10 protein-coding genes are annotated in these 15,450 nt (G+C 34.6%); 2 read left to right on the forward strand and 8 right to left on the reverse strand.

Features of this window, described 5'->3' with window-relative positions; translation table 11 throughout:
* Positions 1-266 precede the first annotated feature (266 nt).
* Complete coding sequence (locus E0H99_RS03880) at positions 267-806, forward strand: hypothetical protein (protein WP_131991342.1); 540 nt, start codon at positions 267-269, stop codon at positions 804-806.
* A 31-nt stretch (positions 807-837) separates the two neighbouring features.
* Here the strand turns inward: E0H99_RS03880 and E0H99_RS03885 are convergent, their stop codons facing one another.
* The 8 genes from E0H99_RS03885 to E0H99_RS03920 all read right to left on the reverse strand — a co-directional run bounded on the left by E0H99_RS03885 (position 838) and on the right by E0H99_RS03920 (position 12,248).
* On the reverse strand, positions 838-2,046 hold the full coding sequence (locus E0H99_RS03885; protein WP_131991344.1) for an NAD(P)/FAD-dependent oxidoreductase: 1,209 nt from the start codon (positions 2,044-2,046) through the stop codon (positions 838-840).
* Complete coding sequence (locus E0H99_RS03890) at positions 2,043-2,720, reverse strand: glycerophosphodiester phosphodiesterase (RefSeq protein WP_131991346.1); 678 nt, start codon at positions 2,718-2,720, stop codon at positions 2,043-2,045. Before E0H99_RS03890 ends, E0H99_RS03885 begins: the two co-directional genes overlap by 4 nt.
* An 80-nt stretch (positions 2,721-2,800) precedes the next feature.
* On the reverse strand, positions 2,801-4,459 hold the full coding sequence (locus E0H99_RS03895) for an alpha-amylase family glycosyl hydrolase (protein WP_131991348.1): 1,659 nt from the start codon (positions 4,457-4,459) through the stop codon (positions 2,801-2,803).
* A 50-nt stretch (positions 4,460-4,509) separates the two neighbouring features.
* Positions 4,510-6,399, reverse strand: coding sequence for a glycoside hydrolase family 13 protein (locus E0H99_RS03900; RefSeq protein ID WP_410503706.1), 1,890 nt, complete (start codon positions 6,397-6,399; stop codon positions 4,510-4,512).
* 211 nt (positions 6,400-6,610) lie between these two features.
* Entirely contained in the window at positions 6,611-8,914 is a 2,304-nt protein-coding gene (locus E0H99_RS03905) for a glycoside hydrolase family 65 protein (protein WP_131991351.1), read from the reverse strand.
* 100 nt (positions 8,915-9,014) lie between these two features.
* Positions 9,015-9,671, reverse strand: a complete 657-nt coding sequence (pgmB, locus tag E0H99_RS03910) for a beta-phosphoglucomutase (RefSeq protein WP_131991353.1) — start codon at positions 9,669-9,671, stop codon at positions 9,015-9,017.
* 3 nt (positions 9,672-9,674) lie between these two features.
* Entirely contained in the window at positions 9,675-11,036 is a 1,362-nt protein-coding gene (locus tag E0H99_RS03915; RefSeq protein ID WP_131991355.1) for an MFS transporter, read from the reverse strand.
* A 189-nt stretch (positions 11,037-11,225) separates the two neighbouring features.
* On the reverse strand, positions 11,226-12,248 hold the full coding sequence (locus tag E0H99_RS03920) for a LacI family DNA-binding transcriptional regulator (RefSeq protein WP_131991357.1): 1,023 nt from the start codon (positions 12,246-12,248) through the stop codon (positions 11,226-11,228).
* Between the two features lie 234 nt (positions 12,249-12,482).
* On the opposite strand from E0H99_RS03920, the gene E0H99_RS03925 reads away from it, so the two are divergent.
* Positions 12,483-15,434, forward strand: coding sequence for a SusC/RagA family TonB-linked outer membrane protein (locus E0H99_RS03925; RefSeq protein WP_131991359.1), 2,952 nt, complete (start codon positions 12,483-12,485; stop codon positions 15,432-15,434).
* The last annotated feature ends 16 nt before the right edge of the window (positions 15,435-15,450 follow it).

The raw sequence follows: 15,450 nt of genomic DNA on the forward strand, positions 1-15,450 counted from the left end.
TAATATAACTAATTGATTTTTAGTAACTTTGAGTTAATTGTTAAATTTATCGAACCGGCCGCACCACAAAGTCTCTGACTTTAAGGTAGTGACTTTCGGTTTTTATCGACCTTGTTTTTGGTTTGTTTTTCAATCTTCGATCTTTGTGTCAGTCTAAGACTGGTTAACACATCCTCAAAGGCAGAGACTTTGAGCACCAGGGGTAGAGCTAAAAACAGACTTTGTTGTTATAATAGACTAATAAATTAACTTAATAAATTATAATTATGAATTCACCTTGTATATTAATCCCGGTTGGAGTAGGCTTAGTTTGCGCAGTATTAGGCTATTTACTTGGAAAAATACTTTCCTCCGGCAAAGACAATTTAAGCGCCTTGCAACTAGAATTAGACAATTGCAGAGCCAAATCATCTAAGCTAGAGGCTGAGTTAGCAACTTTAAAAGCTAAAAGCAGCAGCTTTGTAGCACCACAAGCAGTTAATTCTGGACTTATAGGGGCTTATGTTCCTTTTGATGCGGATTTAGCATCCTCTGATTTTGGAAAAAAAGTAAAAGAAAATGACTTAAAAGTCATTGAAGGAATTGGTCCAAAAATCGAAGAGCTGTTCAATGCTAATGGAATTTTAACATGGGAAGTGCTTTCAGAAACTTCCGTTAATCGATGTCAGGAAATTTTGGATATGGCTGGAGAACAGTTTGTTGTTCATGACCCGAAAACTTGGCCGCATCAGTCAAAATTAGCCTTTGAAGGAAAATGGAAAAAGCTGAAAGATTGGCAAAATGCACATATTGGTGGAAAAAAATAAAATTTAAAAAGCTCTCGTTGGAGAGCTTTTTTTATATGTTGTTTGCAAGAATAAACCCGCTTGTCCACGCATTCTGAAAATTGAATCCTCCCGTAATCGCATCGATATTCACGATTTCTCCAGCAAAATAAAGATTTTCGTGTAGTTTGCTTTCCATGGTTTTGAAGTTGATTTCTTTTAAATCAATTCCGCCTGCAGTGACAAATTCTTCTTTAAAGGTACTTTTTCCATTCACCTGAAAGGTGCCATTTGTCAATTGATTGGCTAAATTTTGCAATTGAATTTTAGATAAATCCGCCCATTTAGTTTCTGATTCAATTCCTGAGGCGAGTACTAAACTTTCCCATAACCTATTGGTTAATTCGATAGGTGATTTTTTAGAAACCGATTTTTTCGCGTGTTCTTGTTTTAATTCTTTTAGCTTTTTCTCGACATCCGCGGTGTCTTCATCATTTAACCAATTTACAAAAATGGTAAACTGGTAATTTTTGTCATGTAAGATTCGGGCGCCCCAAGCGGAGAGTTTCAAAATCGCCGGACCGCTCATTCCCCAATGGGTAATTAATAAAGGTCCTGTAGAGGTGAGTTTGGTGTCTTTTACTTTTACGGTAACTTGGGCAGCAACTCCGGGCAATTCTTTTATTCTGGAATCTTTGATGTTAAAAGTGAATAGAGAAGGAACCGGACTAACAACAGCATGCCCAAAAGTCTGCAACATTTCCCATACTTTAGGATTGCTTCCAGTGGCTAGAATTAATTTTTCAGCTAGATAGTTTTCACTTTGCGTTTCTATTTTCCATGTGTTTTCTTTCTTAAAAATAGACTGCACACTTTGTCCTGTAAGTACTGCAATTCCTAGTTTTTGCGTGGCTTTTAGGAAACAATCGATAATCGTTTGTGAGGAATTCGAAACAGGAAACATACGCCCGTCTGCTTCAATTTTTAGTTCTACTCCATGTTTTTCGAACCATTCAATCGTGTCGCCGGAGCAAAACTGATGGAAAGGACCTCGCAATTCTTTTTCGCCTCGAGGATAAAATTTCACAAGTTCATTAGGTTCAAAACAAGCGTGCGTCACGTTGCATCTTCCACCACCAGAAATACGAACTTTATTAAGCACTTCTGCGCCACGTTCCAAAATGGCAACTTTTAGTTTTGGATTTTTTTCTACAATGTTGATTGCTGTAAAAAATCCTGCAGCACCACCGCCTACTATTATTATATCGAAATTCTGGTTCATATTCTATTTGGGAAATCAGTGATGATTCCGTTTACGTTGAATGTTTTTATTTTTTGAATATCTTCTAATTCATTGATGGTCCAAGGAAAAACCTGCAATCCTTTTTCTTGCATTTGCGCCGTGTTTTCTTTTGACAATAAATGAAAATGAGGATGAATAGATTTTGCCTGAATGAATTTGGCGAAAGCCAAAGCCAAGTCTAAATCGGTTTCTGTTAAAACGCCAATTGGAATTTTATCATTTAAAAAGGCCACTTGTTGCAGCGCGTTCCAATCAAAACTGGAAACTAAAAAACGATCGTATTTCCATCCTTTTTTAGTGACATATTTTTCAATCAGTGAAACTACTTTCTCTGTCGCTTTATAGCTTTTGAGTTCAATGTTGATAAAACAATCTTGGTTTATCAAATCAAAAACTTCCTTGAGCGTTGGAATTTTGTGTTCTCTATTTATTCGAAAAGCATTCAATTCGCGCAAAGATAATGTATTTACAAATCCTTTTCCATTGGTTGTTCTGTCAATGGATTCGTCATGAATAACGATTATTTCGCCATCAGCACTCAAATGCACGTCGAGCTCAATGCCATCCACTTGCATGTCTAATGCTTTCTGGAACGAAACAAAGGTGTTCTCTGGTTCATATCCTTTTGCGCCACGATGTCCAATTTTGAGCATTGCCTTTTATTTTTTGGTAAAGGTAAACATAAAAAAAACGCCTTCATTTCTAAAGGCGTTTTGATGAAATTATTTTGAAATTATTTTTTCAATCCTAATAAAACAATATCAAATTCTGAATCGATTGTCACTTTTCCATTCGCAACAAGTACTTCTTTTCCAGAATACGCATCTTTTAATGATGTGCCATCTGCGAAAATAGAACCTACAGAAAGTTCTTTTGTACCAGTGGCTAAATCTAATCCAACAACTACTTTATCTTTAAAATCCCCTTTTGTAAAAGTTCTGGAAAATGTATACGGTTGAGCCGAAATTTGTTTGTGAATTCCTGCTCCAACAGAGGGATGGTTTTTTCTAAATTGACCCAGTTTTTGCCAATGCAACAGTGTTTTTTGTGTTTCAGGATTTGATTTAATAGCGTCCCAATTCATAAAAGAACGCAATGTAGCATCACCTTTTGTTCCTTCGATAACTAAGGAACGTGCACTTTCATCACCATAATACACTTGAGAAAGTCCCGGACTCAATAATAATTTTGTTCCTGATTCTTTGCTTTTGGTACGATTCCCATCAAATGGCCCACCATCATCATGGGAAGATAAATAGTTTAAAACACTATATCCTTTCAAGTCATTGTTCAACTTGTTTGAATATTTGGAAAATATAAATTCATAGTCTTTTTGCGCATCCCATTTGAATTCAAAATTGATCATGTTGTTGAAACCATTTTTAAAATAGTTTACTTTTTTGTCTCCAAAATCAAAATCTTGTCCACCGCTGATGCCATAATTGTATACTTCGGCAATCGTGTAAAAAGCATTATTGTCTAAAACTTTTGTCGGATTGTTTTTCTTCCAAGTTTCAAAAGCATAATCACACTGGATTTTAAAATCAGCCCAAACCGTTTCATCGGTATGTTTTACGGTGTCACCTCTGTAACCGTCAATTCCGTAATCCACAATATAATCGGTCAACCATTTAATGATGTAATATTTTGGCGCTCTGGGATATCCGGTACGAACAAAAAATGCATCCAGTTCTTTTATTTCTTGTTCATAACGTCCTTCCTTTTTCCATTTTTCGATTAAAAAAGATGGCAACGCTACATTTTGATTGCTCTCTGTTTTTATATCTGGAAGATTAGAAACCAGTGTACAAGCGGTTGTGTTTTCAAACGATTTATAATCGCAATTTGGTCCTGTTCTCACCCAGTCATTTGGCCAAACCGTATCTTCTGCAGTTACGGGTCCGGTATGATTGATTACACCATCAAGGATGATTCTGATTCCATGTGCGTGTGCTTTTTGAACTAATGCTGCTAAGTCTTCTTTGGTTCCAAAATTAGGATCTAAGTTCGTCCAATCTCTGGTCCAATAGCCATGAAATCCATAACTCAAACCGGTTCCTTCGTCAACGCCATCGTGGATTTGTTCCACTATTGGTGTAAACCAAATGGCATTGATTCCTAATTTATCAAAATAACCTTCTTCAATTTTTTTAGAAATCCCTTTGATATCACCACCTTCAAAACCACGAAGTTTTCCTGTTGTTTTGGTTCTATTGAAGTTTATATCATTTGAAGTGTCACCATTATTAAAACGGTCTGTCATTAGAAAATAAACATTCGCTCCTTCCCAAACGAAAGGTGTTTTAGTATTATCGGAAACGGTTTTTGTACTGGAGCAACTACTTAGAATTGTCATGGTTAATAGTAAAAGTGGGATAGAATATTTTTTCATTTTTTTTAGCATTAAATGATTATTTTCTTAGCTGTTTTATGTGGTTTACATTACTTCAATTCTAAAATCAAAACCGATTTAGGTTCAATAATAATTTCGTTTGTAACGTCAAATGTAAGTTCAGAAATGACATCTTTTCCTGTTTTAAAGTCTTTGATATTTTCTTTGAAACGATGTGTGTTTACAGTTTTGGTTTCATTGCTGTTGTTCATTAAAACCATAATCGTTTCATCCGTGTTGTATCTAAAATAAGCATATACATTGTTTTCAGGAATATAATGTGTCATTTTTCCAAAGTGAATTGCCGCTTTTGTTTTTCTCCAATTGAATAATTTTGAAGTAAAATCAAAATAATCATTTTGTCCCGGAGTTCTTCCTTCTTTGGTGAAAGCATTATTTTGATCGCTTTCCCAACCGCCCGGAAAGTCTTGACGAATATCCGCATCGCCTTTGTTTTTATCACCGGCCATGCCTATTTCGCTTCCATAATACAATTGAGGGATTCCACGAATGGTAGCCATTAAAGTCATTGCCATTTTGTATTTTCTGATGTCGTTTCCATAGGTTTGATTGAAACGATTGGTGTCGTGATTTTCGACAAAAACCAGCATGTTATTGGTATTTGGATACAGAAAATCATTCGTAAAATTGTCATACAATTTTATCATTCCTTTGTCCCAAGAACCGTCATCTTCACTGAAAGCTTTGCTGGTTGCCTCATATAATGTAAAATCCATTACACTTGGTAAATACGAGTTGTAATTTTGAATTTGACCTATTTTACTGTCTTTTTGCCAGTACGCCATTTGAGCTTGACTTTGCATCCAAACTTCCCCTACAATATTAAAATTTGGATATTCATCGGTTATGGATTTTGTCCATTTTGCGATTCCTTTTGGATCCGAATAATTGTACGTATCAACTCTAAAACCATCCAAATCGGCGTATTCAATCCACCAAATCGCATTTTGAATCAGGTATTTTAATGTTAAAGGATTTGTCAAATTTAAATCGGGCATCGATGGAACAAACCAACCGTCTATCGTGATTTTTTTATCAATTTCGGAAGCATTAGTGTCATGGATAACCGTTCTTTTATGATTGGTTTGCGTGTAATTTTCAAATTGATTTATCCATCCTTTCGTAGGTAAATCCTTCATCATCCAATGTTCAATTCCCCAGTGATTCGTCACATAATCCATCACCAGTTTCATGTCTCTTTTGTGCATTTCAGCAGCCAATAGAACATAATCGGCATTGGTTCCATAACGTGGATCTATTTTATAAACATCAGATTGTCCATAGGTGTGATAGGAATGTTTGGCATCGTTATCTTCGCAAAGTGGCGTGCTCCATATGGTAGTTGCTCCTAATTCTGATATGTAATCCAAGTTTTTAATGATTCCTTCAATATCGCCTCCGTGTCTTCCGCCCGGTAATTCTCTATTGTATTTTTCTTGGGTAGTATTTTCACTGTCGTTATTTCTGTTTCCATTGGCAAAGCGATCTGGCATCAACAAATACATCATATCCGAAGAGTCAAAGCTTTTGCGTTGAGCAGAATTTTCTCTTCTTTGCTGCAAACTGTATTTTTGTGTAAACGTTTCTTTGCCGTTGTTTTTAAAAGTAAAAACGAAATCAGATGCCACCACTTTTTTGGTGGCAATGGTAACAAAAATGTAGTTGAGGTTTTCCGTTCTTTTAACGTTGGTTATTTTTATGCCATTAGAAACAGTGACTTGGTATTGAGCAATGTTTTTACCATAAAAAAGAATTTGCAATTCTGGATTTTGCATTCCTGCATACCAAAAAGGCGGTTCGACTTTGTCAATCTGGGCATTTAATGTTAAAGTCATAAAAAAAAGAAATAGGGTTATTTTTTTTAGAAAGCTCCTGTTTATGAATAGTAAAGGACTTGTTTTTTTCATGATTAAATACATTTTATGATTAATAATTTTTTTAATTATAGTAAAAATAAACGCAATGCGCTTTATACAACAGTGACGTTTAAATGTGTATTGTTTACAGCCCGTTTTGATTTAAGAACGGATTAACAACTAAACAATCCCAATGTTTATTGGGATTGTTAGTAAACCCAGTGAGGTTTGAGACAAAATGATAGAATTAACTACAAGTTCTAGCAATTGTTTATTATACAGTAACTAGATTCTGAGACTTAACGATTACAGGCTGACCATTTACTATGATTTTCAATTCTTTGTTGCCGTCAATTGAAAAAGTTGTTTCCTTATGATTGATAGCTATTTTTAAAATTTGATTTCTGAAATTAATTTTAAACGAATATCCTTCCCATTCTTTTGGGATTTTTGGAGAAAAATGAAGCATGTCTTCTTTAATTCTCATTCCGCCAAAACCTTCTACGATACTCATCCAAGTTCCTGCCATTGATGTAATATGACAACCTTCTTCCACTTCTTTATTATAATCATCTAAATCCAGACGCGAAGTTCTCAAATAGAACGTGTACGCCATATCCATTTTGTCTAATAAGGCAGCTTGAATCGAGTGTACGCAAGGCGAAAGTGAACTTTCATGAACCGTAAACGATTCGTAAAATTCAAAATTATTTTTCAGTTCTTCTTTCGAAAAATGATCTTCGAAGAAATAAAAACACTGTAAAACATCGGCTTGTTTAATATAAGGAGAACGAAGAATTCTGTCCCAAGACCATTTTTGGTTGATTGGTCTTTGGCTTTTATCCAAATCAGCTACTCGAACTAAATCTTTGTCCAAGAAACCGTCTTGTTGTAAGTACACGTTATGTTCTTCCGAAAAAGGGAAGTACATATTGTCCGAAACTTTTTTCCAAGATTGTAATTCGGAATCCGATATTTTTACTTTTTCGGTAATTCTCTTGTGATCAGAAGGATATTCCAGAGACACTTTTTGAATTTGTTCGTAGGTATATTCCAGACACCATTTTGCAATATAATTGGTGTAAAAATTATTATTTATGTTGTTTTCATATTCGTTTGGACCCGTAACGCCAAGAATTACGTATTGGTTTAAATTCGTTGAAAAGTTGGCTCTTTGATGCCAAAAACGTGTAATTCCTATTAATACTTCCAGTCCTTTTTCAGGAATATAACTATAGTCGCCAGTGTATCTGTAAAAGTTGTAAATAGCAAATGCGATGGCTCCATTTCTATGAATTTCTTCAAAAGTAATTTCCCATTCGTTATGACATTCTTCACCATTCATAGTTACCATTGGATACAAAGCGGCGCCGTTAGTAAATCCTAATTTAGCAGCATTTTCAATGGCTTTGTCTAATTGATTGTAGCGGTACGTCAATAAATTTCGAGCCACTTCCTGATCTTTGGTCGCCATATAAAACGGAATACAATACGCTTCAGTATCCCAATAGGTAGAACCTCCGTATTTTTCGCCGGTAAATCCTTTTGGTCCAATATTCAAACGGGAATCTTTTCCTAAATAAGTTTGGTTCAACTGAAAAATATTGAAACGAATCCCTTGCTGTGCTTTTATATCGCCGTCAATAGTAATATCTGACATTTCCCAAATTTTTGCCCAAGCATCAATTTGGTCTTGCAACATTTTATTGTATCCTTTTGCTATTGCAGATTGGATTACTTTTTCGGCAGCTGTAATTGTGTTTTCATGATTCAATGAAACGGTATAACCACCAATTTTTTGAATGGATGATTTTTGGCCTTGAGCCACAATTACATCGTAACTAAATTGAATTTTATCGAATGTCGCATCAATGTTGGAAGGAGAAATAGCTGTTTTTTCACCATTAGTCAAAATACTATTTTGCATGAAAGTAGTTACTTTGAAATGTGTTTTGAACGTTTGAGCCGTTACAAAAGCTTCATTTCCAGACTTTTTTACGTCAAGCGGTTCCCAGAATTTTTCTTCCCAGTTGGCATCTTCATTGGTTACACCAGCGTCGATGTACGGTTTGTACACTACTTTTGAATCTTTGTTCAAAGGTGTGATTTCGTAATTAATAATCCCAACTTCATCTAAAACGATAGAAAGGAAACGACGAATAGTAACGGCGATTTCAGTTCCGTTTTTTAAAGTGGCTTCAAAAGAACGATTGTACCAACCTTCTTTCATATTCAGCTCACGACGAAAGTTTTTGACTTCTGAACAGGTATTTAAATCAAATTTTTCTCCGTTGATTTCGATGTCGATTCCAATCCAATTGGGTGCATTTAAAACTTTGGCAAAATATTCCGGATAACCGTTTTTCCACCAGCCCACTTTAGTTTTATCCGGATAATATATTCCGGCGATGTAACTTCCCTGAAATGTTTCTCCAGTATAATTCTCTTCAAAATTAGCACGTTGTCCCATAGCCCCGTTACCAATGCTGAACAGGCTCTCAGATGATTTTACGTTCTCTACATCAAATCCTTCTTCTATGATTGACCAATTATCTGGTTTTATATAATCTTGATTCATCTTTTCTAATTTAAAGAGTCAAAAATTTTAAAATTTAAAGATTGTAATGCTAATATTAATCTCAAATAATTTTTGATTCTAGTTTTTAATTTTTTAATTCTCAGTTGTTTATTAATTTTTCAATAAAGTTGGGGTCAATTTTAGTAAAATCTTCAAATATGTATTTTGCTTCATGTAAAATCGCTGCTTCACCGATTCCTATGCTGGTCATCTTTCCAATATTAGCCGCTTGAACTCCTGCAACTGAATCTTCAAAAACAATGGCATCTTCTGGTTTTGTTCCTAATAATTTAGCCGCAATCAGGAAAACTTCAGGATCCGGTTTTGCATTTGAAACATCATTTCCATCGACAATAGCGTCAAAATAGGATAGTATTCCGGTTTTTTCCAGAATGGGTCTGGCGTTTTTACTGGCCGAACCTAATGCTATTGGTTGTTTGTTTTCTTTCAAAAATTTTAAAATGGTGAAAACTCCCGGAAGAATTTCGTTCTCGTTCATGTCAACTAAATAGGATAAATAATCTTCATTTTTTTGAACTAACCATCTGTTTTTATCTTCTTGTGAAGCTTCCACTTTTCCTAATTCTAATATAATATCTAAAGAGCGTACGCGGCTTACTCCTTTTAATAATTCATTATGTTCCAGTGTAAATTCAATATTTAATTCATTTGCGATTTTTTGCCACGCTAAATAATGGTATTTAGCCGTGTCAACAATCACTCCGTCCAAGTCGAATATAAATGCTTTTTTAGTCATTGATTATTGTTTTATTACGTCATCAACATCTTGTACTTTAACTACTAAAACAGCAGCAATCAAGAAGCTGACTCCACTAGTGACTAATGCAAATATGGCATTGTCATTATATAAATATTTTACTAATGGTCCGCCGATTAAGGCGTTGATAATTTGAGGGATAACGATAAAGAAGTTAAAAATCCCCATGTAAACTCCCATTTTCATTGGAGATATTGACCCGGCTAATATGGCATACGGCATGGATAAAATACTCGCCCATGCAATGCCAACACCTATCATAGAAAGGATTAGCCAGTCTTCATTGGGTACAAAATAGATGGAAATCAATCCAATACCACCAATAATTAACGAGATAGAATGGGTTAGTTTTCTTCCGAATTTTTTTGCGATATAGGGTAAAGCAAAAGCATAGAACGCGGAAACTAAATTATAAATACCAAAGAGTACACCAACCCAGTCGCCGGCATTCTGATACGCTTCACTTTTACTATCAGTAATCGGTAAGCCATAAATGTGATGGGCGATTGCAGGGGTAGTAAAAACCCACATTCCGAAAAGACCAAACCAAGAGAAAAACTGCACCCAACTCAATTGTCTCATTGTAGTAGGCATTTTTTTAAAATCGTCAAAAATGTCTAATAAACTCGATTCTTTTTCCTTGGTATCAGAAACTCTCGTCTCTTGATGCGCCATTTCGTCTTCAAATTGGGCTAATTCTTCCGGAGAATATTCTTTGGTAGTAAAAATGGAAACAAGAATTGAAGCGACAAGAATGATTGCTCCAATGACAAAAGATAAAATTAAGTGCATAGGAACGCCACTATCTTCATTTTTATTTGAAACGCCAAACCAATTCGTCAAAACATAGGGTAACAAAGAGCCAATAACGGCGCCAAAACCTATTAAGGCAGTTTGCACGCTAAATCCTAAAGTTCTCTGGTCTGTTCTTAAATTGTCCCCTACTAATGCTCTGAAAGGTTCCATAGCAATATTGAAGGAAGCATCCATAATCATCAGCATTCCTGCACCAACCCATAAGGCAGGTAGAAACGCAATAAAAATTTCGGCTTGGGGCATTAATATTAAACCAATTGAGGCTAATATAGCACCGACTAAAAAGAAAGGTTTTCTTCTTCCAAATTTTCCCCAAGTTTTGTCACTGTAGTGTCCAATTATAGGTTGAACAATAAGTCCCATTAAAGGGGCAATGATCCAAAACCAGGAAAGTTCGTGGACATCAGCACCAAAAATTTGAAGAATTCTACTGGCATTAGCATTTTGAAGGGCAAAACCCATCTGTATTCCCAGAAATCCAAAACTCATGTTCCAAATTTCCCAGAAACTTAATCTACGCTTTTTCATTATCGTAATTTAAAAATTAATACGATAAGCGCTATGCTTATCAAAACTTATCTTATTTTCGAAGTAAAAGTTAAAGCTTTGAGGAGGTAAATATAAAAATATATTTCAGATTTTTATTTTTTAGAAACAAATAAAAGTAAAGAAATTTAACTACAAGGTTGTAGTAATGAATAAATTAACAAATAAAGATTAATTAGTTGATTCTCTTTCTATCAAATGAGTTTCAATTACTTCGGTTTTATAGTTTTCATCTTCTTCATTTTCCTCAGATTCGAGTCTTTCTATTAGCATTTTTGCCGCTTTATTTCCCATTTTTATTCCACTCTGGCTTACGGTTGTAATAGTAGGTGTAGAATATTTTGAGATTATGCCATCGGTAAAGGCAATAACAGCTAAGTCTTTAGGGACGTTTAATCCTATTTTGTTTGCGGTTTTAATTATGGTTACTGCAAAAAGCTCATTTACTGCAAAAACGGCATCAATGGCTTTGTCTTCCAGCAGTTTTCCAATAGTGATTTCGCAGGTATCAATATCTTCAATTTTGATAATTAGGTTCTCATCAAAAGGGATTCCGTTGTCCAGAAGCGCTTTAATATAGCCGTCAGTCCTTAGTTTTCCTACGCTAACATAGTCAACAGTAGTAACCAAGGCGATTTTTTTTCGCCCTTTATCAATCAAGCTTTGAACGGCTTCATAAGCTGCATATTTATCGTCTATGATTACTTTATCGCAAAGGACATCATTAGTAATTCTGTCAAACATCACAACAGGCATTCCTTGATTGATGACCTCAGTAATATGATGAAAATCACCTCTGAATTGGGTTTCTTTTGAAAGTGACATAATGAAACCATCAATGCTGCCATTAGCAAGCATCTCCATATTTAAGACTTCTTTATCAAATGAATCGTCCGATAGGCAGATGATTACGCTATAGCCATGTTCATTGGCGACTTGTTCTATTCCGTTAATAACCGTTGAAAAGAAATGGTGAACAATTTCGGGAATAATGATTCCAATAGTTTTTGTTTTTCGATTTTTTAGGCTAAGGGCTATATTATTGGGTTTGTAATTATAGAATTTAGCAAAGGCTTGCACTTTTAATCTGGTTTCTTCACCTATTTCAAGACTGTTTCTCAGGGACTTTGAAACAGTAGAGATTGATACATCTAATTCTTTTGCAATTTGTTTGAGCGTTATTTTCCTTTTCATGATGAAGATGTGGTAATAATTTATTTCGTAATAAAGATAAAATTAAATTTTATAAATGGTAATTAAACTGATAAAATTTTATGTAAATCAGAAAGTTTTCAACACTATTACGTTTTCGTAACTGAAATAAAATGAGGCCATGTCGGGCATCACAAAATTTACATAAATTTAACATTCGAAGTAATAGTTAAGCATAAAAACTCAAGAAAAAATAAATTAATTTAAACAAAAAGTATGAAAACAATTTATAAAAAGTTGTTAATTTTATTACTGCTACTCCCTTTTAGTATTCTGGCTCAGAATTCTGTAGGCGGAACTGTTCTTGATAAAGTGTCAGGACAGCCAATTCCGGGGGTAAATGTGAATGTGCAAGGTGCCGCTAATGGTGTTTCTACTGATTTTGATGGTAAATATCAGTTATCTAATGTTAAGAAAGGCGATAATATCGTATTTTCTTATATAGGATACAAAAATACGGTTGTTAACTACGATTCTCAAAAATCATTAAACGTTTCTTTAGAAGAAGATGCAAATCAATTAAAAGAAGTAGTGGTTCAGGTAGGATACGGAACAGTTAAGAAGAAAGACGCTACAGGTGCTGTAACCGTTTTGACAACTAAAGATTTTAATAAAGGGCCTGTAACTTCTGCGGATCAAATGATTCAAGGTAAAGTTGCCGGTTTGCAAATCATCAATGGTGGAGGTTCTCCGGGTGAAGGTGCTACAATTAGAATTAGAAGTGGATCTTCTTTGTCTGCAAACAATGATCCTTTATATGTAATTGATGGTATTCCTGTTGCTGCAGGGGGAATTACGGGTGGTAGAAATCCATTGTCTACGATCAATCAAAATAATATCGAATCTATTTCGGTATTGAAAGATGCTTCTGCAACTGCTATTTATGGTTCACGTGCATCCAATGGGGTAATTATCATTACTACTAAAAAAGGAAAAGCGGGTGAATTGAAAGTGAATTACAATGGTAACTTCCAAGTCTCAGAAATTGTTGATAAAGTTGATGCTTTAACAAGCACACAATTTAGAGCTTTTGTTAATGCTAATGGTACTCCTGCTCAACAAGCTTTAATGGGTACTGCAGATACAGATTGGCAAGACGAAATCTTTAGAACAGCTATTGGGACAGATCATAATATCGCATTGAGCGGAGGAGTGGACAATGTGGTGTACAGAGCTTCTGTAGGGTATACAAATTTAAATGGTATCCTGAAAAGAGATAACATGGAAAGATCAACTTTAGGGGTTAACGTTACAGGAAATTTCTTGGACAACCACTTAAAAATTGAAGCTAACAATAATACGTCTTTAATAAGAAATAATTATAGTAATCGTGGAGCTATAGGTGCTGCAATTAGTTATGATCCAACACAAAGAATCACAAGAGCTTCGGATGGTAATTATTACCAATGGTATACCTTAGTGAACGGAAAAGAAGGATTAAATCAATTGGCTGGTAGAAATCCACTATCATTAATTGAACAACAAAATAATTTCGGAACTTCATACAGAAGTATTGGAAATATCCAAACAGAATATAAAATGCATTTTTTACCGGAATTGAAAGCGGTTGCTAACTTTGGTTACGATCAGTTAAGCGGAAGATCTTATGGTAATACAGACGCTAATTATCTAAATGGACTTCCGGGTTCTGGATTCAATAATACGTATGAAAATACAAATTCAAGATTCAATAAATTAATGGATTTGTATTTAAACTACAACAAAAAAGTAGAGTCAATCAACACAGTTTTTGATGTTACTGGAGGATATTCATATCAGGATTTTAGGGATTCTAACGGTGGATCTTCTTATAATTTTGAGAATAAAACAACTGTTGATGTGGTCTCAGTACCTTCGCGTGTCAACTTGCAGTCATTTTTTGCAAGAACTAACATTTCTATAGCAGATAAATATTTATTAACTTTATCTTATAGACGTGACGGTACTTCAAGATTTACTGAATCTAACCGTTGGGCAAATTTCCCTGCTGTTGCTTTAGCTTGGAAATTGAATGAAGAAAATTTCTTAAAAGATGTGTCTAGTATTTCTACATTAAAACTTCGTGGAGGTTGGGGTATAACTGGACAACAGGATATTGGAGTAAGCTATCCTTCTATTCCATTGTATTTAGTGTCTAATAGTACAGCACAATACCAATTTGGAAGTACGTTTTATAACACATTTAGACCACAACCGTATAACAGTAATCTGAAATGGGAAGAAACTACAACAGTCAATGTGGGTCTTGATTATGGGTTTTTAAATAACAGAATCAATGGTAGCGTTGATTTATACAAGAGAGATACAGAAGATTTATTATTGTACACACAAAATCCTTCTTTCTTTGGATTCTCTAACTATGACAATTATAACATTGGAACCATAGAAAATAAAGGTATCGAATTGGCCGCTGAAGTAATACCGGTTAAAACAGATGATTTTGAATGGACTTTGGGAGGAAATGTAACTTTTCAAGATTCTAAAATCACTAAATTAACTACTGTGTTAGATAATACTCCTGGTATTAATGTAGGTGGTTATGAAGGAGCTACTGGAAATACGATTCAAAATCACCAAGTGGGGTATTCACCAAGTTCTTTTTACGTATACGAGCAAGCGTATGGAGCGGATGCAAAACCTATTGACGGTGTGTATATTGACAGAAATAAAGATGGTATTATTACAGAGCAAGATAAATACCGTTTTCATAAACCGGCTGCTGATGTTTTTTACGGTTTCAATACAAGTGTAACGTATAAGAACTTTGATATGGCAATGAACTGGAGAGGATCTTGGGGTAATTATAATTACAACAACGTAGATTCTAGTAAAGGTTCTTACCAAAACATATTATTAAGAGAAACTGATTTGTCTAACGGTGTTGCTAATATTTTGGAAACAGGTTTTACCACTCAGGATACAAAAAGATACGAGTCTGATTATTACATCCAAGATGCTTCTTTTATTCGATTAGACAATGTAAGTGTTGGGTATACTTTTAACCAAAAAGAAAATGCTTCGTCATTAGTTAAATTGACTTTATCAGCACAAAACGTTTTATTGTTTACTGATTATAGCGGTATAGATCCTGAAATTTCAGGAGGTATTGATAACAATTTGTACCCAAGACCAATTACTTTCACGTTAGGTTTAAACGTTAATTTCTAATACAAATAACAAGAAA

It is taken from the genome of Flavobacterium sp. GT3P67, assembly GCF_004349155.1.
Classification (GTDB): Bacteria; Bacteroidota; Bacteroidia; order Flavobacteriales; family Flavobacteriaceae; genus Flavobacterium; species Flavobacterium ranwuense.

Coding starts and splice junctions, on each gene's coding strand:
- E0H99_RS03880 (WP_131991342.1), top strand. CDS start 267: ATGAATTCACCTTGTATATTAATCCCGGTTGGAGTAGGCTTAGTTTGC.
- E0H99_RS03885 (WP_131991344.1), bottom strand. CDS start 2,046: ATGAACCAGAATTTCGATATAATAATAGTAGGCGGTGGTGCTGCAGGA.
- E0H99_RS03890 (WP_131991346.1), bottom strand. CDS start 2,720: ATGCTCAAAATTGGACATCGTGGCGCAAAAGGATATGAACCAGAGAAC.
- E0H99_RS03895 (WP_131991348.1), bottom strand. CDS start 4,459: ATGAAAAAATATTCTATCCCACTTTTACTATTAACCATGACAATTCTA.
- E0H99_RS03900 (WP_410503706.1), bottom strand. CDS start 6,399: ATGTATTTAATCATGAAAAAAACAAGTCCTTTACTATTCATAAACAGG.
- E0H99_RS03905 (WP_131991351.1), bottom strand. CDS start 8,914: ATGAATCAAGATTATATAAAACCAGATAATTGGTCAATCATAGAAGAA.
- pgmB (WP_131991353.1), bottom strand. CDS start 9,671: ATGACTAAAAAAGCATTTATATTCGACTTGGACGGAGTGATTGTTGAC.
- E0H99_RS03915 (WP_131991355.1), bottom strand. CDS start 11,036: ATGAAAAAGCGTAGATTAAGTTTCTGGGAAATTTGGAACATGAGTTTT.
- E0H99_RS03920 (WP_131991357.1), bottom strand. CDS start 12,248: ATGAAAAGGAAAATAACGCTCAAACAAATTGCAAAAGAATTAGATGTA.
- E0H99_RS03925 (WP_131991359.1), top strand. CDS start 12,483: ATGAAAACAATTTATAAAAAGTTGTTAATTTTATTACTGCTACTCCCT.